Source organism: Novosphingobium sp. PY1, assembly GCF_017312445.1.
Classification (GTDB): Bacteria; Pseudomonadota; Alphaproteobacteria; order Sphingomonadales; family Sphingomonadaceae; genus Novosphingobium.
The window spans coordinates 356,661-380,690 of sequence record NZ_BLTI01000006.1 but is presented as its reverse complement, the minus strand read 5'-3'; the positions used below and the strand labels follow the sequence as shown (position 1 = coordinate 380,690).

17 protein-coding genes and 2 pseudogenes are annotated in these 24,030 nt (G+C 61.6%); 8 read left to right on the top strand and 11 right to left on the bottom strand.

The window, feature by feature from the left end; genetic code table 11:
• Nucleotides 1–38: 38 nt before the first annotated feature.
• The 5 genes from J3474_RS09700 to J3474_RS09680 form a co-directional block, all read right to left on the bottom strand.
• A complete protein-coding gene (locus J3474_RS09700) occupies nt 39–941 on the bottom strand; it encodes a TIR domain-containing protein (RefSeq protein WP_207093960.1) in 903 nt (300 codons plus the stop codon).
• Nucleotides 938–1,225: a hypothetical protein gene (locus J3474_RS09695; RefSeq protein ID WP_207093959.1), complete on the bottom strand. Its 288-nt coding sequence runs from the start codon at nt 1,223–1,225 to the stop codon at nt 938–940. Before J3474_RS09695 ends, J3474_RS09700 begins: the two co-directional genes overlap by 4 nt.
• A gap of 257 nt (nt 1,226–1,482) precedes the next feature.
• Nucleotides 1,483–1,980 (bottom strand): helix-turn-helix domain-containing protein, encoded by a 498-nt coding sequence (locus J3474_RS09690; protein ID WP_207093958.1) that lies wholly within the window; start codon nt 1,978–1,980, stop codon nt 1,483–1,485.
• Between the two features lie 612 nt (nt 1,981–2,592).
• Complete coding sequence (locus J3474_RS09685; protein WP_207093957.1) at nt 2,593–4,029, bottom strand: GGDEF domain-containing protein; 1,437 nt, start codon at nt 4,027–4,029, stop codon at nt 2,593–2,595.
• 556 nt (nt 4,030–4,585) lie between these two features.
• Entirely contained in the window at nt 4,586–5,014 is a 429-nt protein-coding gene (locus J3474_RS09680) for a heme-binding protein (protein ID WP_207093956.1), read from the bottom strand.
• Between the two features lie 245 nt (nt 5,015–5,259).
• On the opposite strand from J3474_RS09680, the pseudogene J3474_RS09675 reads away from it, so the two are divergent.
• Nucleotides 5,260–5,779 (top strand): annotated as a pseudogene (locus tag J3474_RS09675) (IS6 family transposase).
• 48 nt (nt 5,780–5,827) lie between these two features.
• Here the strand turns inward: J3474_RS09675 and J3474_RS09670 are convergent.
• From J3474_RS09670 to J3474_RS09660, 3 genes and pseudogenes are all read right to left on the bottom strand, one after another.
• Nucleotides 5,828–6,007 (bottom strand): annotated as a pseudogene (locus J3474_RS09670) (transposase); the annotation flags it as partial.
• 176 nt (nt 6,008–6,183) lie between these two features.
• The gene (locus J3474_RS09665; protein ID WP_013836311.1) at nt 6,184–7,185 is read right to left on the bottom strand and encodes a LacI family DNA-binding transcriptional regulator; all 1,002 of its coding nucleotides are present in this window, start codon (nt 7,183–7,185) and stop codon (nt 6,184–6,186) included.
• A 47-nt stretch (nt 7,186–7,232) separates the two neighbouring features.
• Nucleotides 7,233–8,408, bottom strand: coding sequence for a cytochrome P450 (locus J3474_RS09660; RefSeq protein WP_207093955.1), 1,176 nt, complete (start codon nt 8,406–8,408; stop codon nt 7,233–7,235).
• A gap of 71 nt (nt 8,409–8,479) precedes the next feature.
• Between J3474_RS09660 and J3474_RS09655 the strand changes: the two genes are divergently transcribed.
• The 7 genes from J3474_RS09655 (at nt 8,480) to J3474_RS09625 (ending at nt 18,364) form a co-directional block, all read left to right on the top strand.
• The gene (locus tag J3474_RS09655; protein WP_013836313.1) at nt 8,480–9,778 is read left to right on the top strand and encodes an MFS transporter; all 1,299 of its coding nucleotides are present in this window, start codon (nt 8,480–8,482) and stop codon (nt 9,776–9,778) included.
• An 11-nt stretch (nt 9,779–9,789) separates the two neighbouring features.
• Entirely contained in the window at nt 9,790–10,971 is a 1,182-nt protein-coding gene (locus tag J3474_RS09650) for an MFS transporter (protein WP_207093954.1), read from the top strand.
• 83 nt (nt 10,972–11,054) lie between these two features.
• Nucleotides 11,055–13,259 carry a TonB-dependent receptor gene (locus J3474_RS09645; RefSeq protein ID WP_207093953.1) on the top strand — a complete coding sequence of 735 codons (2,205 nt, stop codon included), beginning with the start codon at nt 11,055–11,057 and terminating at the stop codon, nt 13,257–13,259.
• Nucleotides 13,260–13,269: 10 nt separating this feature from the next.
• Nucleotides 13,270–14,781 (top strand): hypothetical protein, encoded by a 1,512-nt coding sequence (locus J3474_RS09640; protein WP_242528317.1) that lies wholly within the window; start codon nt 13,270–13,272, stop codon nt 14,779–14,781.
• On the top strand, nt 14,778–15,551 hold the full coding sequence (locus tag J3474_RS09635) for a hypothetical protein (RefSeq protein WP_207093952.1): 774 nt from the start codon (nt 14,778–14,780) through the stop codon (nt 15,549–15,551). The genes J3474_RS09640 and J3474_RS09635 overlap by 4 nt, the downstream gene beginning before the upstream one ends.
• 224 nt (nt 15,552–15,775) lie before the next feature.
• Nucleotides 15,776–17,209 carry a cardiolipin synthase gene (gene cls, locus J3474_RS09630; protein ID WP_207093951.1) on the top strand — a complete coding sequence of 478 codons (1,434 nt, stop codon included), beginning with the start codon at nt 15,776–15,778 and terminating at the stop codon, nt 17,207–17,209.
• A gap of 192 nt (nt 17,210–17,401) precedes the next feature.
• On the top strand, nt 17,402–18,364 hold the full coding sequence (locus J3474_RS09625) for a mechanosensitive ion channel family protein (protein ID WP_242528316.1): 963 nt from the start codon (nt 17,402–17,404) through the stop codon (nt 18,362–18,364).
• A gap of 76 nt (nt 18,365–18,440) precedes the next feature.
• Here the strand turns inward: J3474_RS09625 and J3474_RS09620 are convergent, their stop codons facing one another.
• The 3 genes from J3474_RS09620 to J3474_RS09610 all read right to left on the bottom strand — a co-directional run bounded on the left by J3474_RS09620 (nt 18,441) and on the right by J3474_RS09610 (nt 24,005).
• Entirely contained in the window at nt 18,441–19,820 is a 1,380-nt protein-coding gene (locus tag J3474_RS09620; RefSeq protein ID WP_207093950.1) for an MmgE/PrpD family protein, read from the bottom strand.
• A 1-nt stretch (nt 19,821) separates the two neighbouring features.
• Nucleotides 19,822–21,258 (bottom strand): tannase/feruloyl esterase family alpha/beta hydrolase, encoded by a 1,437-nt coding sequence (locus J3474_RS09615; protein WP_242528315.1) that lies wholly within the window; start codon nt 21,256–21,258, stop codon nt 19,822–19,824.
• 98 nt (nt 21,259–21,356) lie between these two features.
• Nucleotides 21,357–24,005: a TonB-dependent receptor gene (locus tag J3474_RS09610; RefSeq protein WP_242528314.1), complete on the bottom strand. Its 2,649-nt coding sequence runs from the start codon at nt 24,003–24,005 to the stop codon at nt 21,357–21,359.
• Between the last annotated feature and the right edge of the window lie 25 nt (nt 24,006–24,030).

Genomic DNA, 24,030 nt, shown 5'->3' with positions numbered 1-24,030 from the left:
ATTTGTGACGCAGTAAGACTAGACGACCAGGCATTTATTCACTTCATGACCGTATTCCAGTCGATCGTGTAACCGGCAGCTGAAAGTTCGCGCGCCAGCTCCTGCTTCCAGCCATTGCTTTCATCCATCACGGTCCAAACCACTCCGGCGAAGTCACTAGGAATGTTGACCGTGCCGCGCTGGAAGGCGCACACGCGGTCGCGGCCCAGCTTGCCAATAAAATAGCCCAGCTCAAGAAGGACGTTCTGTCTGGCGCGGGGTTCCGGGGTCTCTCCCTTCTTGCAGCCCTCATCGTCCGGGGTCAGCAGAACGACGGCAAATCCGACATCGCTATTGGTCTCCACCTTCTCGATGACGGTGCGGCCGCGATTGGCCTGCTCATGCAGGATGATCGGGGCGAACCCGATTTTCTCCAGATAGCGGGCAACCGTCTCGCGCGCCTCGCCGTCATGGCCGTGGACGATGAACACTTTGTTGTTTTGTGGCGAAGGGAGCGCCAGCGCCGGGGCAGAGCTGCCGTGACTCATGACATAGGCCTTATAATCTCGGGCGAAGGGAATGATGACCTGGGACGTAACGGCGCGAACATCGCCGATGATCTTGCGGCCCGTGTAATAGTAGGTGTGCCCGAAACTCGCCATGTCGTGCGGCTTTTCCGCAAACCGCTCGATGAGCAGCAGAGTCAGACCGAGCACTTTCTCAGGTTCCACCGGCCAGGCCAGCTTGTCACCACCAGCCATGCCGCCACGCGGTTCATTTTCAGCCAGGAAGGCATCGAGGTCCAACCCGTCGGTCAACTGCTCGTTATAGGGCACCAACTCCGGGTTCTTCAGCAAATGCGCCAGCGTCTTCAGCGGACGATCGTAGCTCTGATATTGGGCGCTCTGAAGGTCGAGCACCGCATTATTGATTTGTTCAAACAGGTCGGGATTAGTGCTCATTGGTCGCTATCGCCCTCCATACGGGCCTGCGCGGCACGTTCAATAATCGCGTCACGATAGCGCTCCTTCATACCTTCCATCATCGGCGCGACAATGGGATTGGAAGCGTAGTCTCCGAGGCGCTCGTCGATCATGGCTTCCATCTGGGCGATGGCCGCCTCGATGCTGCCCGGATCGTTGGGATTGAAATTGACGGCACCCAGTTCGCCGTCGATCGCGGCGATGGCCTTCTGGGCGTCGTCGAGCGTGCGGGTCAGTTTATCGAGACCAGTGATCTTAACCATGGGGTGCTCCTTGAATGAGCCTGTAGTCGATCCTACGCCCATGGCCGGGCGAATGGATGTGTCAGGGGACCCCTTCGAGGCGGGATCGTGGATGGATGCTGTTGCAGGAAACCCTCGCAAGTCTCGCGCACAGCGCTACATAATCGAACATAGGACGTGGCGGCGTCATCCTGCCCTTATGGAAGGGGCCGATGCTTCTGGCCGAAGCGCCACGTCCTACGCCCTGACAGGCTGTGGTGGACCGCAGCCCTCAAACCTTATGCCGATGCCCGGCGATGCTTGGGCAGGGCAACCGCCTTGCGGCGCTTCTGGTTCTCCTGCTTCATCTCGGTGAATTCCGGCTCCAGCTCCTTCAATCGCTTCACCAGTCCGGACAGGTCGTACTCGTTGCTGGTCTTGCCGCGCCCAGGCCGGGTGCGCTCGATACGCTGTACAAGGCCGGCACTTTCCAGCTCGGCGATCTGCCGCTGCACCTGCCGCTCGCTCATGCCCATGCGCTCGGCCAGCAGCTGCTTCTTCGGCCAAGGCCGTTGCGCAGCGTCCCACCAGATGTCGGCCAGGTGCATGATGATGTTGAACTGCACTGGGTTGATGCCAAGCCGTGCCTGCGCCTGCATGAGCAGCGACGGCACAATACAGAAACCCAGGTCCATGACCGGCTTGCCGTATTTCTTCTCCGACGCCTTGCGGGTGTCGGCCTTTGGCTTGATTGGCACGACCTTGGTGGGCTTGATAGATGAGACGATTTTGACCATGTTGCGTTACCTCGTTGAACGCAATATGTGTCGATTTCTGGCTACTTGCAATGGTAGCCGACTAGACTTCTATGTCCGATCGCGCATAGACACCAGCGTCCGGTTAGGACAGGTCGCCCACGTCCGATGAATCAGGACAGCCGGTTAACCTGCACATCGGCATAAGGGCATACGAACATAGCACTCTAGGCAGACCGGTCGCGGATGACCGGTCGGCCGAGACAATTCCAGCGCCACGTGCGTTTAGAATTTGAATGAACGCCGCGAACGGCAGCTTCCGCCCTGCGGCTTCCAGTAGCCGACAATCCGCTTACGGCCCAGTCTCGGGCGTGGATGGAAGTTGCCCCGGCACGCCGTGAATGTCCGACTTGGTCATGAGCTGCCTTTCACCGCTGACTATGAGAAAGACGGCTTTGTCCCAGGCCACGTCATTCCAGTGCGTCTGCCCAGCGATGAATGGCAAGTTTCAGTGAACGCATTTCGACCGTGTACGACGGCTGCTGCGGCGAGAACCCGTACACCAGCAGTGGACGGGATTCGCCTCCCAAAGCACAAAGCTCCGATCCTGACTTTGGTAAGAAATTGTTCCCGAGTACGGTCGTCACTTTCCAGTCAGTAATGTCGGGTCGGTTGCGGATTAAGATTAAAGAGCTCGATGCGATTTCTCCCGGCGTCCTTTGCCGCATAGAGGGCTTGGTCCGCTCGTTGAAGCAACTCGAGTATGGTAATGCGATCGCCGTGCGATGCAGTCATTCCAATGCTGACGGTGATTGGTAGGTAACGACCTTCCGCAACCAGCATTGCTTCGTTGCTGATGGCCTGCCGAATGCGTTCAGCGATCATGCTGCCTTGACGCATGGAACAATCTGGGATCACAAGCGCAAACTCCTCGCCTCCCAGTCGCCCGAATAGATCACAGGCTCGCAAGCAGCGCTTTACCCTGTGTACGAACTCGATCAGCACAGCATCGCCTGCGGCATGACCAAAATTGTCATTGATGCGCTTGAAATGATCGATGTCCATCATGAGCACCAAGGCAACTCCTGTTGCTCCAGTAAGGAGTTCCTCAGCCCGAGCCAAGAATGCACGGCGATTGGCAATGTGCGTCAGCGGGTCGAGGTTCGCCACAGTTTCCAGACCCGCAAAGGCGGATCTCCTCGTTGCACTCGACACAGCCTGCATGACCGGGGAGAGGAGGAGGAGAGAAACCCCAAGCCTGAAGGATACCAGGCTAAAGGAGTCAGGCCCTTGATTTATAGAGGGCAAGTAAACCATGACCCATGCGGACATAACCCAGTAGCCGCTAACGCTAGTCAGCAACGCAGTGACAAAGACCGAATAGGTAAGACCACACCAAAGCAGAGCAGGGACGACAAACAAGATGGCCCCGGGGCCACCGATAAAGACGCCCGCGAGACTGGAAAGGCAAAGCGCGGCAAATGGGGCAAATTCGCTCAGTGTTGGCCGCCGAAAGGGCAAGGCATGGACAGAGGGGGGCGGTGCCGCCAGAATGAGCGGTAGCACGGTAACGAAGTTGGCCAGTTCGGTAACGCACCAGAACTCCCAGCCATCTTTTGCACTACCGCCAAACAGAATAGGATTGGCGATCATACCTCCGAAACCGGCAGCCATTCCACCTGCCAGCGAGCCCAGAAGGAGGAAAGGAACCGACGTCTGGTCCTTCAGCAGCAGAATCGAAGGGGGCAGGCGTCTCAGGACCAGGAAGGCAGCAGCAATGCTGGCAAGGTTCGCCGCGTTCAACAGCACCGCCTTTTGCAGACTTGACCCCGTGAGGAGGTCCGCGGCCAAGAATGCCAAAGCACCTGCCAACCATCCCGAGATGGTCCGGCTTGCTGGCAAGCGCAGCAAAATACCAACCATCAGGGCGTTTGCTGGCCAAAAAGTAGCAAGGAGTCCAATGGGCCTGGTCAAAATGCCTAGAAGGCAGGCGGCAAAAACCACTACCGCGAGAGTCCCTGCCGCTGCCGGGCCGTTAAAATGTAGATTCCCCGGCGCCTTCTGCGCTTCTGCTATCTGGATGTTAAGCATCGTTAACCATGACTAACGGCAAAATCGCTAGGCACAAGGCAATTACGTCCAATCCATTGGCCTGCCAGGGCGTCGTGGCGAACGAAGTAGACACGGTCGCTGATACTGTTGAAAGACCCACGTGACTGCAAGCTTTTCGCCATCACACTGGACACAGTTTACATGGACGGCTGTGGTGTCGGTATTTACATAATCCTTATTATCATCTCCAATGTCTTTAAGCGCTAAGTAGAAATGACACCCCTCTGCTAGATAGAAATGACACCTTCAGGTGTCGTCAGTGGAACAGCGGTGACATGGTTCTCCTACCGGTTGGGAGAACGCGGCGATGACGGTGCTGGCAATGAGCCATGGCGAGCATTCGCGATTTGATACGCTGATGCGCGTTGAGCGCGGCAAGCTGCGGGTCCCGGCATAATACTCCACGGCTGTTCCTCTCATGATGCTTTGGGCCGATCGCTCGGACCCCGTTTTCAACACCATCATTCTGAGGCACAGCCACCCAACCTGGCTACCGTTTGAGACGCCCGCCCATTACGGCATCTAGCCTTACGGATTATTCCTGTGCCCTGAGGCCTGCCGCGGCGATGCCGGCGAGTGCGCATGCCTCATCGTTATCGCCCGTGTCCCCCGTCACGCCGACCGCGCCAAGCGGCTCGCCCTCGGCATCGACCACAATCACGCCACCGACGGCCGGTATCACGCCATCGGGGCTGATTTGCCCGAGCGAACCGACGAATGCCGGCCATTGTGCGGCCATGTCCCTTATCCTGCGGCTAGACATGCCAAGCGCCAGCGCCCCGGCCGCCTTTCCGCACGCGATCTTCTGCCGCAGCATGGAAGTGCCATCCTGGCGTTGAAAGGCGATCATATGCCCGCCCGGATCAAGTACCGCTACGCTGAGCGGCTTGAGGCCCGACTGGCTGGCCATCTCAAATGCGGCCGCGATTATAGTATTCGCTTGGGAAAGACTGATACGGTTCATGCTGGTATCCCTTTTCAAGGTGACCACAATATTATGGTGCCGGCCATGGCGGGGTGCCGGTCTACCGGACGCTTCAGCGCAGAAAATTGCGAACACGTTCGCCGAACAGGAATATGTGTCGGCGCGCCCCATTCCTGTAAGGGCTCTGTTGCGAACATTGATGCGGCCACCAAGATTGGACACTTGGATTGGCAGGGTCAGTTGCGATGAACGATTTCAAAGTGCGGCATTTTACCGGATAGGTCATCCTGTGGGCGGTGTGCTGGTATTGTCGATACGGCATCAGCTATCGTGATCTCGAGGAAATGCTGGCCGAGCGTGGGATCGATGTCGATCATACGACCATTTATCGCTGGGTGCAGCGCTTCGCGCCTGAAGGACTGGGAGAAGCCGACGAAACTCAACACAGATAAGGCGCCAAGTTACGGGGCCGCGATCGCCGAGCTGAAACGCGAAGGCAAACTGGCGGCTGAAACCGAGCACCGGCAGGTGAAATATCTGAACAACGTTCTCGAGGCCGACCATGGCAAACGCGAGATACTGATCAAGCCTATGCGCGGCTTCAAGTCGATGCCCACGGCATACGCAACGATCAAAGGTTTCGAGGTCATGCGCGCCTTACGCAAAGGGCAGGCTCGGCCATCGTGCCTACAGCCAGGGATCGTGGGGGAGGTGCGCCTGGTTGAAAGAGCATTCGGAATTGGGCCGTCAGCCCTGACCGAAACCATGACTATGCTCAATCAGCATTTCGCCAATGCTGCCTGATCCCCCAAAAGGCGACGTACCGCTCGCCGCACCCCAATGTTCGCAACAGAGCCTCTTGCGCGGTCCATGGTCCTTTGGTGCATCGCGCCAGCGCAGCCCGTTGCGGTTCACGAAGATGATCCCGCTCAAAACCCGGCGATCATCAACCCGGGGCTTACCGTGGTTCCTCGGAAAGGACGGCTCAAGCCGCGCCGTCTGTTCGTCCGTCAGCCAGAACAAGTCATTCAAATCCAGTCTCCTCAAAGAGCCTGAATCACATCTCGCCTCTCATATCAATGGTGCCTGACCCAAAGCGTCGAGGCAAACGCCGCGGCGAAAGTGGTAGGCAAATTGTAGCCTTTCCCGCAAGCCCGGCCCGCTGACCATCGCAGCGCCAGCGCCGATCATCCATTTGAAGCCTGCGCTCAGGCGCTTTCCCTGGCGATCAGCCTGAAGCCGACATCGATGGGATGGTCCGGGAGCGCCGAACCCTCCCCGTAGCGGCGGATTGCCGCGATGGCTTCGCGCGCTATGCGTCGCCCGTCGACATCCATCGTCGTGATGGTTGGCCGCATCTCACCCGCGATCGAGCTGTTGCCGAAACCGACCACAGCCACATCTTCCGGCACGCGAAGTCCTGCAGCTTGCGCTTCGACGATCAACCCCTGGGCGAGATAGTCCGATCCGCAAACGACTACGTCGGGCATCTCAGGAAGGCGCCGGACGTCTGCGAACACCCGGCGGCCGTGGCCGAAGCGAGAGGGAATGTCGACCGTCGCATGGGTCACGTTACTTCCGCCCAAGGTCTGCCATTCCTCGACGAAACCGTCACGGCGGACACCGGCCCGAGCGCCATCGGCGGTGACCAGATGAGGCCGCCTGTAGCCGCGCGACATCAGAAAGCGCGCCATGTCGCTACCGGCATCCCGGTGCGAGAAGCCGATCGCCAATCCAACCGGGTGCTCGGGCAATTCCCATATCTGGATGAACAGCGTTGTGCTGCGCGATACCAGGGCAGGAATGGAGGCATCGATCGGACCGCTCGAAATGATCGCATCGACCTTGCGACTGAGCGCCGCGCGGATCAGTTCGTTTGTGCGCGCAGCCGAAACGCCGGTGAGGCCCAGCATGACCGTGAAGCCGCCCGACGAAAGCTCTTCGACCATCGCTTCGATCGTATCGTTGAAGATCGAATCGACGAGGTGCGGGATCAACACCGCCACCATCTTGGACCTGCTGGACGCGAGGCCGCCGGCCAAGAGGTTCGGAATGTAGCCGACCTCTGCGATCGCCGCCCTGATCCGCTCGGCAGTCGCCGCGGCAACCACTTTGGGATTGTTGACGAAGCGGCTTACAGTCGCGCTGGAAACGCCAGCCCGCAATGCGACGTCGTCGAGTGTAGGTACCTTTTCAGGGATTTCGGCCATGCCCTTCCATACGCGCGATCATTCCGGTTACGCAATCGCCCTGCAAATCAATCGAACCGCAAGGGCACTGAAAGAGCGCCAATTTCTGGCCACCGGCTCATCACGATCTCTCCATCCAAATCGAATTGCTTCGTCGCGACGAGCAACTCCTCGAGGGCCACGCGCAATTGCATTCGCCCGATATGCAGCCCGGGGCAGTTGTGCGGGCCCCGTCCGAAAGCAAGATGCTCAGCGATATTGGGGCGGTCCATGATGAATTCGCCCGGGTTTGGAAATACGGCCTCGTCGCGATTTGCGGAGGCATAGACCAGCGCCACCGCTTCGTCCTTGTCGATCATGCGCCCCCCCATTTCAACCGGACAGACCGGCGTGCGCGCAAATCCACGGTAAGGCGTATAAAGCCTCAGGAATTCCTCGATCGCCGAAGGGATGAGCGAAGGATCTGACCGCAAGCGCTGCTGCAGCGCAAGATCCCGCGAAAGGTGAACGGCAATACTGCCGATCATCACCATTGGCGCAACCATCCCCACCACCAGCACCTGCCGAACGGTGCCGAGAACCAGTTCGTCGGGCAACGGCTCGCCTTCATGGCGTGCGGCAAGCAAGGCGCTTGTCGGATCGATGGCCGGATCCTGCGGCTCGCGATGACGCAGGGCGATGAGGTCGCGGGCCATTTCATAAAGCCGAAGACTGGTTTCCTTCATCGATTCCGGCTTGGTGGAGTGAACCGCGAGGATGAACGCCCTGCCCGCATCGTGCAGGGTCGCGAGCGATTCCTCAGGCATGCGCATCCATTCACCGAAGACGTGGACGGGCAGATGGCTCGAGAACTCGACGCAGATGTCGCCGCCGCCCTTGGCGACCATCGGCGCCAGCAGTTCGCGCGCCAAGGTGCGCGTATGGGGGGCGAGCGCCTCTGCGCGCTCCTGCGAAAGCAACGGATTGAGCGCCTTGCGATACGGCGTGTGCTCTGGCGGATTGAGGTGGAGCGGAGGTCGGCGGCCCGTGAACGCCACTTTCGGAACGACGTTCTGCACCGAGGTGACGAAGAGCGGATCGGATGCGGCGCGCTTGACGTCATCGTAGCGGGTCAGGGCCCAGAAGCCACCCAGGCCATCGGTATGGGCCACCGGGCATTCGCGGCGCAGGCGCGCATATTCGGCGTGCGCGCTGTCGAAATCCTCGGGCCGTTCGGGATCGAAGTCTTGCATGATCTCTTTCATGTCGGTGCTAATACGGCATCGACGCGAGCTTATGCAAGCGCTATCATAGGCGTAAACGGGAGATTGGAACTTTGTCTTCGCAACCAGCAGCGGCCGATCTTGAGCAGGCGATCGGGCGCAAAGTGCTTGTCCGTCTGGTCATACCTTGCGCCCTTTATATCCTCATCGGCGCGATCGACCGGACCAATGTCAGCTTCGCTGCGCTGCAGATGAACCAGGACCTCGGTTTATCGGGAAGCGAGTATGGCTTCGGCGCAGGCGTGCTGTTCATCGGCTACATGCTCGCAAAATATCCCAGCGTGCTGGTATACGAACGTATCGGAATGCACCGCTGGCTGGCGATGATCACGCTCGCCTGGGGACTTTCCTCATGCGCGATGGCAGGCGTGCGCAACGAATGGGAACTCTATGGCCTGCGAGTCATCATCGGCATTACCGAAGGCGGACTTTCTTCTGGGCTGATGCTGTACCTGAGCCATTGGGCCCCCGAGCGGTATCGCGCGTCCATCCTTGCCATTCCGATCACCTCGATCTCGATAGCGCAAGTCATCGGAGCCCCGATTTCGGGCATGCTGCTGGATGCAACCAACCCGTTCGGCATGCCGGGCTGGCGCTTCATGTTCCTTGTCGAAGCGCTTCCCGCGCTGGCCCTGGCGGTCTTCGCCTGGCTGCATTTCCCTGACCGCCCGGCCAACGCGAAATGGCTCGACAGCGCGGAACGCAACTGGTTGGCGACGAACGTCAGGGGCGCGAAACGCGAATCCTCAGGCGATCGCGATGGCGGCCGCTGGGACATGTTGTCCAGCCCCGTCGGATGGACCTGCGCCGCGATCTGGTTCTGCATTCTGGCCAGCAATTACGGGGTCATGTTCTGGCTGCCGCAGGTCGTAAAGGGGATGACTGGCCTGAGCGCGACCCAGACCGGGATCGTCGTTGCCCTGCCCTGGGCCGCCAGCGCCGTGGGATTGCTGCTTAATGCACGGCATTCGGATCGAACCGGCGAACGCTATCTTCACGTTGCCCTGCCCGCGCTGGCCGGAGGTTGCGGCCTGCTGATCGCCTTCCTGGCCGGGCCGGGCCTGTTGGGTCTCACCGCCCTGACCATCGGGGGCGCCTGCACCGGGTGTACGGTGGCGGCTTTCTGGGCGATTCCGATCCGATTGATGAAGCCGGCAGCCCTCGCCATGGGCATCGTGGTCATCAACATGTTTGGCAGTCTCGCGGGCGCGACAGTTCCGGCGCTGATGGGCGTGCTCCAGCAGATGAGCGGGTCGTTCCTGCCACCCACCCTGCTGCTGTTCGGCATCGCCGTGGCCTGTGCCGGATTGTGCCTTGTCGCGCGATCGGCTGATCGTCGCGCACGGGGCTAGGCCCCACGGTGATGGAGCGCAACAACAGGAAGCTGGTCCTGCTTGCGGGAATTGCAGCGATGGGATCGATGGCAATCCACATGCTGGTGCCGGCGCTCCCGATGATCGCCGCCGACTTTGCCGTCGGTCCCGGCGAGGCGCAGCATATCCTGGGCTTCTACCTGTTTTTCCTGGGGGCAGGCCAGCTTGTGGCCGGGCAGTTCGTCGACCGGATAGGCCGGCGGCCCGTTCTTCTTGCCGGGCTGATGGCCTATACCGCCGGTGCTTTCGCTGCCTTTCTGGCCCCCTCCTTGTCCGCGCTCCTGGCGGCGCGCGTGCTGCAAGCGGCGGGCGGCGCGGCGGGTGTGGTGACCGCGCGGGTGATCGTGAGCGACGATGCATCGCCGGGCGAAGGCGCCGCCCGGCAGGCAACGCTGATGATGGTCGTGCTGATTTCGCCCGCACTTTCTCCGGTTGTCGGCGGTCTGATTGCTTCCTCGTCAGGATGGCGCGGCGTGTTTGTCCTCCTCGCCCTTGCCGGTCTCTTCGCCCTTGTCGCGGCGTGGATCGCAATCGCCGAGTCCCGCCCCGGGGACGGCGAAGCCATGCCGGCGCGAAGTCTCGTCCTGTCGCTGTGGGCAGGCTATCACAGACTGCTGACCGACCGCGCTTTCCTGGGTGCGGCGGGAACCCTCGCGGCGATGAGTTCGGCGCTCTACATCTTCCTTGCGAATGCGCCGTTTCTTCTCGAGAGCCGATACGGTCTCTCGCCGGACGAGGTCGGCATCGCCTTTCTTTTCGTCGCCGTCGGCGGCATTGCCGGCTCTCGCCTCGTGGCACTACTGGAACGCCGCACTGATGCCTTGGCAGCAGGAGTTGCATTGGGGGTGACGGGCTCGGTGGCAGCGCTTGCAGGCGACCTTTCGGGCCTGACCGGTCCCGCCGCGCTTATCGCGCCCCTCATTCTGCTCGGCGTCAGCGCCGGAGTAGCCGGTCCGGCAGGCATCGGACGCGCCATTGCCGTCAACCCATCGCTGGCCGGAACCGCAGCAAGCCTCGCAGGCGCCGGCCAGATGCTGATTAGCTCTCTTGCGATAACGGTTATCTCGTGGTTTTCGCCGGTCGGATCGTCCAAACTGTGCATTGCGCTTGTAATCGCGACCGCCATCGCTGCAGGCTGCGCGGCCTTGGCCCGCCCTCGAAAGACGACCTGAACGCCCCCTGCAATTCGGGTTTGCAAGGGCTTACATTTGTCGTAAAGAGCCAATCATAAAGACAGACCGATGGGAGGTTACCAATGCCAGTTTCCGTTTTTACGCGATCCAGTATCGCGGCCCTGCTTTGCAGCGTTGCAGTTCCCGCGCTCGCCCAGACCGCCACTGAGGGCGCTTCGGGCAGCCAGGCGAGCAAAGCCCTCGACGAAATCATCGTAACCGCGGAACGCCGCGAGCAGAGCCTTCAGGACATTCCCATTTCGGCCACGGTCCTTACCGGGGACCAGCTCGCGCAGAAGGGCGTCACGAACCTCAACGATATCCAGCAGGTGGCGCCGTCGATCGCCATCAATACCTTCAATCGCTCCACCTTCATCAACATCCGCGGCGTGGGTATCGCCCAGTCCGCGCCGACGTCGAACCCCGGTGTCGCCTACTATATCGATGGCCAGCTCATCCCGCACGAGCAGTTCATCGGGTTCAGCTTCTACGACATCGGTTCGCTGGAAGTGCTGCGCGGCCCCCAAGGTACTCTGACGGGTCAGAACTCGACCGGCGGCGCCATCTACGTGCGCACGCCGGACCCGAGTTTCGACGATGTTTCGGGCTATGTCGATGCCACCGCCTCGAACTATGACCGCTATCGCGTGGTCGGCGCGATCAACGTCGGCGGCGAAAGCGTCGCCCTGCGGATTGCGGCAGTTCACGAGGAACGCGACAGCTTCACCAGGAACATTGCTGACAACGCCCAGAGCCAGCCCGGCAACCTCAACATGGACGCGGTGCGCGCGACATTGCGTCTGCAGGGGATGGACAGCAGGTTGAACGTGCATGTGCGCGGTGAATACTTCGACGTGCGGTCCGACAACAATGCCGTGAAGAACCGCAACGACGCGATCACCAGCGCCCCCTTCGTGATCGAGGAGGACGGCCGTTCCTACCAGAACCAGGCCGGTTATCGCATCGGCGGCGAGATCCGGTACGATGTCAGCGAAGCGATGCAGGCCCGCGCCCTCGTTTCCTGGCAGGACGGTTTCACTCACGACCAGACCGACGGCGATCGCACCGCCACGGCCCTACCGGTCCCCGCCAACCTGCCGACGAGCAGCGCCAACACCAGGCTCTATCCCGGCCGCGTCAGCAATGCCTCTACCGAATTCAAGACCCTGATCGGCGAGCTCAACCTCCTCTCCACCGGGAACGGCCCGTTCCAATGGGTGGTCGGAGCCTTTGCGCTCGACGAAACCGTCCCTGTCTCGCTATACCGGGACAATCGTCACACCACCGATTTCGTAGTGTCCAACAGCGATATCGTGACCACTGCCAAGAACACGTCCTATTCGCTGTTCGGGCAGGCGAACTGGTTCGTGACGCCCCAGATCGAACTGATTGCAGGTGGCCGCTACAGCTGGGACAAGCAGGTCTACACCCGCTTCGCCGTTCCGGGGCCGCCCATTCCACTGCCCTATGTCAGCGCAGCCTCTTCGCACCAGCTGACCGGCAAGCTGGGGGTCAATTACCACTTCGACGACAACAACATGCTCTACCTCACGGCATCGAAGGGCTACAAGGCCGGCGGCGTCAATCTGACGCCCAACACGCCCGACTTCCTGCCCGAGCGCAACTTCGTGTACGAGGCCGGCTTCAAGACCGAGCTGCTCGACCGGCACCTGCGCGTGAACGGCGACGTGTTCTATTCGGTCTACAAGGACATCCAGCTCTCCAGCCTGCTGAACGGTCTTCCGGTCACGCAGAACGCCCTTGGCGGCCACTCCAAGGGTGGTGAGATCGAAATCACCGGCCAGTTCGGCGGCCTCGCCTTCAATCTTGGCGCGGGATACCTAGACGCCAAGTTCAGCAACTCGGGCTGCATTACCGACACCAACGCACCCGGGACCGACGCAGGATGCCCCACTGGCCTGCGCTTCGTGCCCAAGGGCCGCGTCCTGCCGTTCTCTCCCGATTGGACGATCAACGGCGGAATCCAGTACACCTTCCCGGTCGGCGGGATCGACGTGACGCCACGCGTCCAGTGGTCGCACGTGGGCGACCAGAACGCGACGCCATTCCCCAGCTTCAACACGCTGGTGCCTTCGCGCGACCTGTTCGACGCGCGCCTCACCTTCGATCTGGGATCGAAGTACAAGTTGGAAGCCTTCGTCAACAACCTGACGGACAAGACCTATATCGCTACCCAGATCCAGAACAGCTCTAGCGCCGATGGCGGCATCATCTACGGCGCACCGCGCACCTACGGCGTGCGGATCAAGGTCGCATTCGGCGACTGAGGCAAGACCATTGGCTAGACACAGGTTCTCCGTCCAATCGGTCTTTCTGCTCCTGGCCACGGTGATCGGGGCGGCTGCGGTTTCGATCGCAGCCGCCCGGCCCCCTCTTCCGCGGTGGTGGTCACCGGGCGAGGGCCGGGTATTTCCCGAACAGCTTGACTACCAAAACGACGAGGGCACCCTCCGCCTGCTCCTTACCGGCGGGAAGCTGGACACGAAGGGGCATCCTTTCTTCGAACCGATCGGCCGCAATGGCCGCGCCTGCGTGACTTGCCACCAGCCTGCCGACGCGATGAGCCTGTCTGCACAATCCGCCCGCGAACGATGGGATGCGACCGGAGGCAAGGACCCCCTCTTCGCGGCTTACGACGGCTCCAATTGCCCATCGTTGCCCCAGGGAGCGCGCGCTTCACATTCGCTACTGCTCGATCGCGGCCTTATCCGCATCGAGCGCGCCTGGCCAGTGCGCGAATGGAATGGCAAAGCGGTCACGCCCGATTTCACCATCACCGTCGTGCGCGATCCCAATGGCTGCAACAGCGGCCCCGACCATGGTCCGGAACATGGCAACATCTCGGTCTACCGCCGCCCTCGCCCCGTCGCGAACATGAAATACCTGCTCGCAGCAGGCTTCCCGTTCGATCCCAAGCAGGGGTACGCCCTGCCGATCGACCCGCGCACCGGCAAGATGATGTCGGGCAACATCATGGCCGACAACCGCACAGGCACCCTGCGCCTTCAGATGGAGGACGCAGGATCGACCCACTTGCAGATGTTGAAGCGTCTTGGCGAGGCCGATATCTCGCGGATCGAGGATTTCGAGAAGCGTATCTTCACCGCCCAGCAGGTTGGCAAAGAGGCAGGTGCGCTCGATACGCTTGGCGCGAAGGGCGGTCCGGCGCACTTGCGCGATTCCGAGCCGGGAGCGCTTGGCAGCATCGGTGAACCGGTGTGGAGCGAATTCGCGAAGTGGGAGGACATTTCCCCCGAAGACGCGAAGACGCTCACCCCCGCGCAACTCGCCTTTCGTCAGTCAGTGGCGCGCGGCGCCAAGGTTTTTCGCGACAAGACTTTCCTGATTTCCGACACCGCCGGCATCAATTCGCGGATCGGGTTCGGCAACCCGGTCAGAAACTCCTGCGTCTTCTGTCACAACATGAGCCAGATGGGGAACGACGTTGCTCCGGGCCAGGTCGACCTGGGGACGACGACGATGCCGTTCGCCGATCCGATGCCCGACTTGCCACTGTTCCGGATCACCTGCCTGAAGGCGCCCCATCCCCACTATGGCCGCGTGTTCTATACAATGGATCCCGGTTTTGCGCTGACCAGCGGACGCTGCGGCGACGTCGGCAAGATCACGCTACAGTCCATGCGGGGTCTGGCTGCCAGAGCCCCCTATTTCTCCAACGGCCTGGCCAAGGATCTGCGCGGCGTCGTCGACTATTACGACCGTCGCTACGACATCGGTTACACCGAGCAAGAGAAGCGCGATCTGGTCAATTTGATGAGCGTGCTATGAAGTCACTTGCAACCCTCGTGGCGCTGGTCGCCTCGCTCGCAGCCCCGGCGCAGGATACCGGCGAGCTGGTGCGCATCGTCACCTGCCCGGTCTACCGCGACACCGATGCAGGCCGCAAATCCGGCTGCTGGCTCGCCACGGATCGAGAAAGCGGCCAGCGCTACGATGTCAGTTGGTCGCCTTACAAACCGGACTGGAACTACGCCATCCTTGTCGAGGGCCGCGTCTCGGAAGAACCGCCGACGCCTTGCGGCGACACCGTGCTGCGGCCCGTGCGCACCTCGCGCCTTTACGAGATCCCCTGCACCCGCCACATGCTACCTGCAGAGGCCTATCCCGGCCGCAAATACAAGCTGCAGGGTCGTTATATCGATCCGCTCTCGGTGCCGCGCAAAACGCCCCCCGGGCCTTACGCCCAGCGCACCTTCACCGCCTATTTCGAGTACGGCAACGACTTCCTGATCTACCAGTACGACGACTACCTGCTGGACAACGCTGCGACCTGGATCAGGGCTGCCAAGCCCGGCAAGCTGGTCGTCACGGGATTTGCCGCGACCGATCCTGTCGAAGTGTCCGGTGTCACGCTCGCCGAGCCTGTGGAACTTGCCCGGCAGCGGGCGGAAACTATCGCCGAAACGCTGCGACGGCTTGTGCCCGGCATTCCCGTAGAGACACGCTGGCAAGCCGGAACGACCCGAAGCGACGATCCGGATGCCGATACGATACCCGGTCAGGCCGAACGACGCGTGGAAATCCGCGCAGTGTTCTAAATACGCACATATCACCAGACGGCGACTTGGCCGCCGTCGTTTCGATGGCGGTTTCGCGCCCCATCCGCGCCGTTCCCGGCGGCAAGGCCTGCCCCTGAAAGTTGTCGTTAGTTCGAGCGGGGGCCGATATCCGCTTGTCGTTGGCCCGCAATCGGTGTTGGATCATCAGCCAGCGAAAGAAACACTGAGCGATAGGTAAGTGGGGCTGGCAGGGTGGAACCTCATTGATTGACCTGGAGACGGCCACATGGCTAATCGTCGCGGCGCTCTATCTTGCGGTGATAGTCCGCGCGATCCTGCTCGACGGGCGCGATTCCTATGCGCGAGCGGCGTGGTTGCTACTGCTGATCGCCCTGCCCGTGATCGGCGTGATCCTGTACCTTCTGTTTGGCGAACCTTGGATTTCGCGGGGTTTCCGGGAGCGCGGGCAGCGCGTATATGAAGAGTTCCTCCCGTTCGCTCCCCGGTCGGCACAACAGGCCGGCACCGCGGGTTTGGCCACTAACGCCTTCCGGACCTTCGAGGCCGCATCGCACTGGCCGGTTTCGACTGGAAACACGGCGCGTATCGCGCCTGATTCCGATACCGGGGTCGCAATGCTCGTCGCGGATATCGATACTGCAGAGCAGTCGGTTCACCTGTCTTTCTACATCTGGCTAGGCGACAATAACGGCACGAAGGTCGTGGAGGCCGTATGCCGCGCCGCCCGGCGAGGGGTAACGTGCCGTATCGTTGCCGACGCGATCGGATCACGTTCACTGATCCACTCCGCGCGCTGGAGCGCGATGCGCGATGCCGGGGCGCGGCTTTGCAGCTCGCTCCAGGCGCCGCTAGGCTTGGGCTTTCTCGTGGGGCATCGCACCGATCTGCGCAATCACCGCAAGATTGCCGTCATCGACGGCCGCGTTACGTACTGCGGCAGCCAGAATTGCGCCGATCCGGCGTTTCTCGTCAAACGAAGGTTCGCACCTTGGGTCGATATTCTCGTCCGCTACGAAGGGCCGGTGGCACGTCAGGCCGACATCATCTTTGCCTCTGCATGGACTGCCGAAACGGGAGAGGATCTGCGTCCATACATGACCATGGATCCGCCGCAGCCTTCAGCCGATGGTTTCGCCGCAATCGCCACCGGGACAGGGCCACTCTCGCCACGCGGAACGATGACCGACATGTTCGTGGCCGTGCTCGCGGCAGCGAAAGTCAGCGTGACGATCACGACGCCGTACTTCGCGCCCGATCCGCCGCTGATCGGCGCGATAGTCGCAGCAGCGCGACGCGGGGTAGAGGTTCGTATCGTCTTTCCACGTCGTAACGATAACCGGATCGTCGGAGCCATCAGCCGTGCCTACTATCCGGTTCTTGCAAAAGCCGGGGTACGCATCTTCGAATATTACGGCGGACTGCTGCATGCGAAGACGGTCGTGGTAGACGATGCCCTGGCCTTGATCGGGTCTTCCAATATGGATCGCCGCAGCCTGGAACTGAATTTCGAGAACAACATCCTGTTCGAGTCAGCCGAGCTTGCGGTTCAGTTACGCGATCGTCAGCAGCGTTGGCTCAAGGAAGCCATCGAGATCGACCGCGGCGATGCCACCAACCGAGCGATAGCACGCCGCTTTGTCGACAATCTGCTGACCATGACCGCTGCACTGTTCTGAATCCGGTTCTGCAGGGCATCGTATCTTTGGACGCCCATTCCTGATCCGCTGCACGACAGGTTCTGGATTTCGCGATGAGGCGGGCAGTCCTGGCGTGCCAGCCACCTGAATTGCGGGAATACGGCGCAAATCAGGCGTTCGAAGAAAAACATCCTTGTTGCTGACACCTTTCATGGAATATCGGTTCGCGACATGACTTTGCCATCGATAGCGGCCCGGGATGTCCCGCCGACGGAAGTTACCGCCGCGTCAGGAGGGTGGGGGCCATCGCGGGTGCTGCTCGATCTCACCGAGTATTTCAATCCGAGCCATTTCTGGGGCGCGTTCGCGCTCGGCATGCTGTTCCTGCTCTTCGGCTTCGCGCTGAGCTGGCTGCTTCGCCGAGCCGTAGTGACCCTGATCGATCACGATCCCAACGAACGGATCGACCGGATGACGATCAGCTTCATCCAGCATCTGGCGACTTTCGTCATGTGGATCGTCCTGGCGCTTCTGTTTTCCCATCTCGTGCCTTCCCTGAACAAGCTGACGACGTCACTGCTCGCAGGGGTCAGCATCGTCTCGGTCGTGGTCGGATTTGCCGCGCAGTCCACGCTGGGCAATCTGGTTTCCGGCATCAGTCTCGTGATCTACAAGCCGTTTCGTCGCGGCGACCGTCTGCAACTGACGGCACCGACAGGGCTCGAGACGGGAATCGTGGAGGAGCTCTCGCTTGGCTACACCGTGCTACGCACCTTCGATAATCGGCGTATCGTCCTTTCCAACGGCACGATCGCAAACCAGATCATGATCAACCTGTCCTCGGTCGATCTCAAGGTCATGATGTCGCTGACAATCTCGATCGGCTACGCGTCCGATATCGACAAGGCTCGCCAGATCGTACTCGATCTGGCGCAAGCGCATGAAGGCGTTAAGGAAGTTGTCGGATGCCCGGTGATCAACCTTGGTGGATCGAGCGTGGATCTCTCACTTCGCGCCTGGTGCCCGGATGCAGCAACCTCAAAATCGGTCGAATACGATTTGCTAGAACAGATCAAGAAGCGGTTCGACGAAGCCGGGATCGAGATACCCTACGCATACCAGAATGTCGTGCTCACTGGGCAGGTTTCCGTCGGCGATGCCGACCCGGACGGAGTTACCGGGCCTCCGCGTTGACCCATCTATCCTGATTCAGCATATTGACCTTGCAACATGGACTTGAGTCGATCGGCGCTCTGTCGCTCTGCGCGGTCTAGGCGAACAGTTGGCCGACGTCCTGGCAGCTTTCCAGCGCAAGGATCCTGTCAGCAAGGGAACTGGCTGTCCGTGCAGGCAATGGCACTTCTGCCCGCGCGGCACAGTCGATGAACTTCTCGACCAGTTGCGCCTCGCTGAGCGGCATCTGCGGGCTGCCGCGCGCGGTTGTACACCCGGCCGAAAATGACCGCCCGTCGGCCAGTTCGATGCGGATCGAACCGCCCACCCCTCGTGCGCGCGCGCCAGTCTGACGGTCGGCCGCTGCCACGACCTTGCCTGCCAGCGCAAGCAGGGCAGGATCGCAAAGCGTCTCGGCGCCAAAGTCATCGAGCCCCACCCCTCCCCTCGCAATCGCCAGGGCAACGGTGAAAGGAATGGAGAACTTCGCGTCGATGGCAGTTTCAGGAGCCGCCTTGCGCGCCGGCGGTTCGGTCAACATCCGCTGCACGTCGTCGATCCCGACATGAATCGCTTCAATCTGCGGCGGCGTCAGGTCGTGGTCCTCGCGCAGGGCCAAAGCCATTTCGATGAACGGATGCGTCCCCCGGCAACTGGGCCAGGGCTTGAAGGTCAGTTCCTCGATGCACAGGCGCTGCCCAAGATCACCGGCCAATGCCTCTGGATCGAATGCTCCACCAGCATAGAGAGCGTAAAAGCCGGCCTCGCCTTCCAGCGGGCGTTCGAATCCCGCAACGCCGGCCCGCGCCAGTAGGGCGGCCTGGACGCTTGCCTGAGCGGGAAAAGCCTCTCGGACCGCGCGAATGACCGTGCCGGCACTGTGCTTTAGCTCGCCCGGGATCGTCACCTGACACATGGCGAGCGAGATTGCGCTGCGCACTTGTCGGGGCGAGCAGCCGAGCAACTTGGCCGCGCCGGCTGCCGCTCCTATACCGGCAAGGATCGGCGGCGGATACCAACCGCCCGCTTCCATCGGCCTGCGCAGTGCAAGCCCCAGGCGGCACGAGACTTCGCAACCGGCGACAAGTGCGGCCATAAACCGCTCGCCGTCGACCGATCCGTGGCTTTGCGCCAGTGCCAGCAGGGCCGGCACGAGGCTGGCGTTCGGATGCCCGGGTGCGCGGTCGAAGGCATCCTCATAATCAAGCGCATGGGCCATGGCGCCATTGGCAAAGGCCGCCATCTGCGGCGGTGCCGTCTTTCCCGTGCCAAGGATACGGCATGGCCCCTCACCTTCGGCAAGGGCGATAAAGGGCCGGACCTCCGGCGACAGTCCGCTTGCAGCGAGAATGACACCACTGGCATCGAGCAGGACGTGCCGCGCCGCTGCCACAGTCGACTCGGGCAGGTCGCCGAACGCGAGATCACTAACCCACTGACAGAGCGTGTCGCTCACATGGTCGCCTGTCTCACGCATCCTATGATCCCATCATGCGTTCGAGAAACGGATCATCCACGCACTTCCACGAAGATGCCGAATCGGTCCGCCCCTTGCCATCGTATCGAGCCGATTGCGGAAAAGGGCATAGCTTTCGCGTGAACGGGGCTGCGCCTTCTGACTTCCGGGCGGCGACGATGCTTTCAGGCGCAAGGCCATCTTCCACCCAGTGGATCAATGCCCAGAGCATGTCGCGCGAAGGGTCGCGATCGTCCGGCACCGGGATCTGGGCGGAGGCGCCGAAGATGTCGGCGCCTGGCCCACCCCGACAATGGTACATGCCCGGCACCATGAACAGGCGCACCGACCGCGCAAGCTGTTCCTTTCCGCCGTTGGCCTGCGCCAGCGCTGCGTAGAAGTCGATTGTCGGGCCGGCATTGACCGAGGGATCCTGCCAACCCTGATACATGATAGCCTTGCCGCCACTGGCGATGAATGGCGCAATCGCAGTCCTGTCCGCCCTTAATTCGGGCATCTTGCGATTGGCAGCGGCAAGATCTGCACGGCGACGGAAGGTCATTTCATCCCAGTCTGGATTGCCGAAAACACCGTCCGCCCACATGGCCCTCAGCAAGGGCGAAGGAGGTCCGGGACGGGTTCTCACGCCGGGAAACAAGCCCTTGTCCATCGGGCGCCCCTGCTCGTCCGGCATCGGCGCAATGATCGCGTCGAGCATGGCAAGCTTGGGCGCGCTCAGGCATTCGCCGGTCTGGCCAGGCTTGCAGAGTAACGTAGCCGTATCGAAGCGGCAGGCGGCGGGATTTTCCATGATGCCGTCGCTAACCCCGTCGAGACCATCGCATTGCTGCGTGACGCGCGTCTCGTACAAGTGCCAGTCGGCATCGGTCAGCGCCGCTTCGGGTCGCCGTTTCTGCTCCAGCGCGAACCACAGCATGCGTACCGATTGCAGAGGCATGTAGGGGCCCGGCGCACCGGCAATCACGCCATCGTAGTCGCCCGGATACGTCTCCATTTCCTTGAGCGCCTGGCGCCCGCCGCCCGAGCAGCCGGTAAAGTAGGACCGATTGGCAGGCCGCCCGTAAAATCGCTCCGCAAGCGCCTTTGCGGCCCGGGTCGTCAGGTGAAGAGCGCGGTGCGTATAATCCGTCCGCGCCTTCGCATCGGTCATCCAGTGCGCCTGGCTTGCCTTGTGCCCGCTATCGGTGCTTACCACCGCAAATCCTTGCGAAATGCGCAGGCTCATGTCGCGGTAGTTGAAAACACCGGCGTCCCCGCCGACGCCTGCCCCCAGCAGGCGCCCGTTCCATTGCTCGGGCAACCAAAGCTCGAATCCGATATTGCCTTCGATGCGCCCTTCCACCCGGCACATCGGAACCTTGATCGGCACCGGGGTATAGAAGGTCTCCTGCCGGGGCATCCAGACCGGCGCCGGATCTATCGCAACTGCCGCGTCCACCGTAACCTCGCCGTGCGAGCCGCGAAGGCTCGCACAGCTGCTCGCCTGCGGGGAACCCGCTGCAGCAAGGATGAGGGAGAGAAGCGAGGCAAGAGGCATCAGAACTTGACCCCCGCGGTCATGGAGATCAGCCTCGGGACGGGGTTCGCCGACTGCGGATCGTATCCGCGCTGGGTGTCGACGAAGGGGGGATCGCGGTCGAACAGATTCCTCACGTCCAGGCCGACATGGAAGGCGCTCGTCACATCGACGCCAAGGTTGACGTCGAACGTATCGTAGGAGGAGACCTTCTGGACAGGGGTCACGGTGTTGTTCTCGTAGCCGTCGAGGTGGTTCCAGACGATCCGGGCGCTGAACTTGCCGAAGCGGGCGCCGAGGTCGGCCTGCGAGCGGAACTTCTGGGGGAAGTTGATCGTGCCGCGCACGCCTGTCAGCCCTGCACCGGGCACCGATTCGAAATCGTACTTGGTGAAATAGGTTCCTTGAGCGCTCGCGTCGAATTGAACCGCACCGATCGCCCAGTCGAGATATAAACCGAAATCCAGTCCGGCGACCACTGAACGCCCGAGATTTTGACGGCGTCCATCGGCAATGAACGTCACATTGGTTTCGTCGATCGGCGCGTTGATCGGAAGGCCCGAAGCAATCAGGTCCTGCACCTGTGCCGCGGACGGGTTCAGGATGACGAACGAACTGTAAAGCGGATTGGTCAGCAACCCGGGCGTGCCCCTGAGCGCCTGGATCTGGTTCTTGTAGTCGATATGGAAGTAGGTGAGCGTTGCACGCAGGCCGCGAACCGGTGCGATATCCCCGCCGACCGACCACGTCGTCGCGGTTTCTGGCTTGAGATCCGGATTGCCGCCGGCAATGCCGATGCCGCGCTGGTTGCCGGCCGGCCCCGGCAGCAGGTCGTAATAGAGGCCGGCACCGCCCGCGACGGTCGACACTTCGGTAAAAGTAGGCGCTCTGAACGAGGTGCCGTAGCTTCCCCTGATCGTGACGGCGTCCACGGGCTTGTAGGTCAGGCCGATCTTGGGGTTCGAGGTGTGACCAAAGTCGCTGTACTTCTCGTAGCGGCCCGCGAGCGACAGCGAAAGCTGCTCGATACCGGACATCGCGTTGCCCGCACCCACGACCGGGACGAAAAGCTCGCCGAACACCGCCTTCACGTTGCGCGATCCGCCATCGGCGATATGCGCGGCCGAGACACTCGAGCCGATCTCAAGGTCGGTGAAGGTATACTCCTTGCGATACTCGGCGCCCACCGCCAGCCTTGCCGCGCCGCCCGGCAGTTCGAAGAGCGAGCCATCCATCTGCGCATTGACCACGCCGAGCCGCGTCTTGCCGGTGATGACGAACAGGCGATCGCGGATCGCCGCGATTGTCGCGGGATTGTTGGGCCCACCGAAGACGTTGAGGGCGGTAGCCGGATCGGTGTCGGCAAGTGCTGCGGCGAGAGCGCCCGAATTGATCCCTAGCCTGCGATCGGCAACGTCCTCGGATTCGCCGTGCGCATAGTAGACCGTGGCGCGCCAATCCCCGAAGGGGCGCGCTTCGATGCCGCCCATCAGATTCCAGGACGAGCCATGGTAGGGATTGAAGTCAGGCCCGACGGTCGGCACCAGCGAATAGGCAACGCTGACCGAGCTCGCCCCGGCGACGGGCGAGACAAAGAAGGGGTTGGTGCTCGGCACCGTGGCGTTGATCGTGTTCACCCCCGCAATCGTGCCGTCCCTGTAGGAATAGAACCCATCGGCGAACAGGCGAATGTCCGGGGTCAGATCCTGCGAGATGTTGCCTACCACGTTGTAGCGGTTCTGCTTGGGTATCACCGTGTCCTGAGCGTTGAGGAAACACTTGTTCGATGTGCCGGGCACAAGCGTTCCCACATTGGCCGCAGTGAGCCCGCCCTGCGGGATCGCGTAAGTGGTGCCCCCCACCGAAAGCGTGCCCGGATCGCAATTGGTGGTACGCAGGTCCCGGCCGCCGCGGGCGCGGTTATCGTCTTGGTACCAGTCCAGATCGTAGCCTCGCAGCGCGGAATTGTGCGTGAACTCGGCCGCGATCATGGCCGAGCCGCCATTCCACGTCTTGCCAATGACGCCCGCTATCTGCTGCTCGGCATACTTGCTGTCGGTCATGCCCAGACGCCCGCGCACTTCTACGCCGTCGAAATTCTTGCGCATTATGAAATTGACCACGCCCGCGATCGCGTCAGAGCCGTAGATTGCGGAGGCGCCGTCCGCGACAACTTCGACCCGTTCAAGCGCAATGGCGGGAATGACCGACGGGTCGGTGTACTGGCCCTGCGTTCCCTGCGGCGGGAATCGCTTGCCGTCGTAGAGCAGCAGCGTCGCATTGGTGCTGATCCCGCGAAGATTGATGCCGGCGCCGCGCGTCGCATTTGCCGCGCCGTTCTGCGCAGTCCCGCCATTGCGGTTCGCACCGAGCGAAACCACTTGCGGCACCCGGCGCAGCAGGTCGTTGGTCGAGGTAACAGGCTCCCGGGCGATCTCATCGGTTCCGATTGCGATGACGTTCGAGCCTACGGGGGCAACGCCGCGGATGCGGCTGCCCGTAACAATGATCGCCTCTATCTGCTTGTCGTCGGCAGACTTATTTATGACAGCGCTTGCATCATCGGTCGAACTTGCACTGTCCTGAGCCCATGCAGGCGCGGCCAGAGACGCCATTACAGCGCTTGCCGATACGCAGGTCGCCAGCTTTTTCACGACAGATTGCTTCATTTTTCTCTCCCCTTTTCCAAACCGG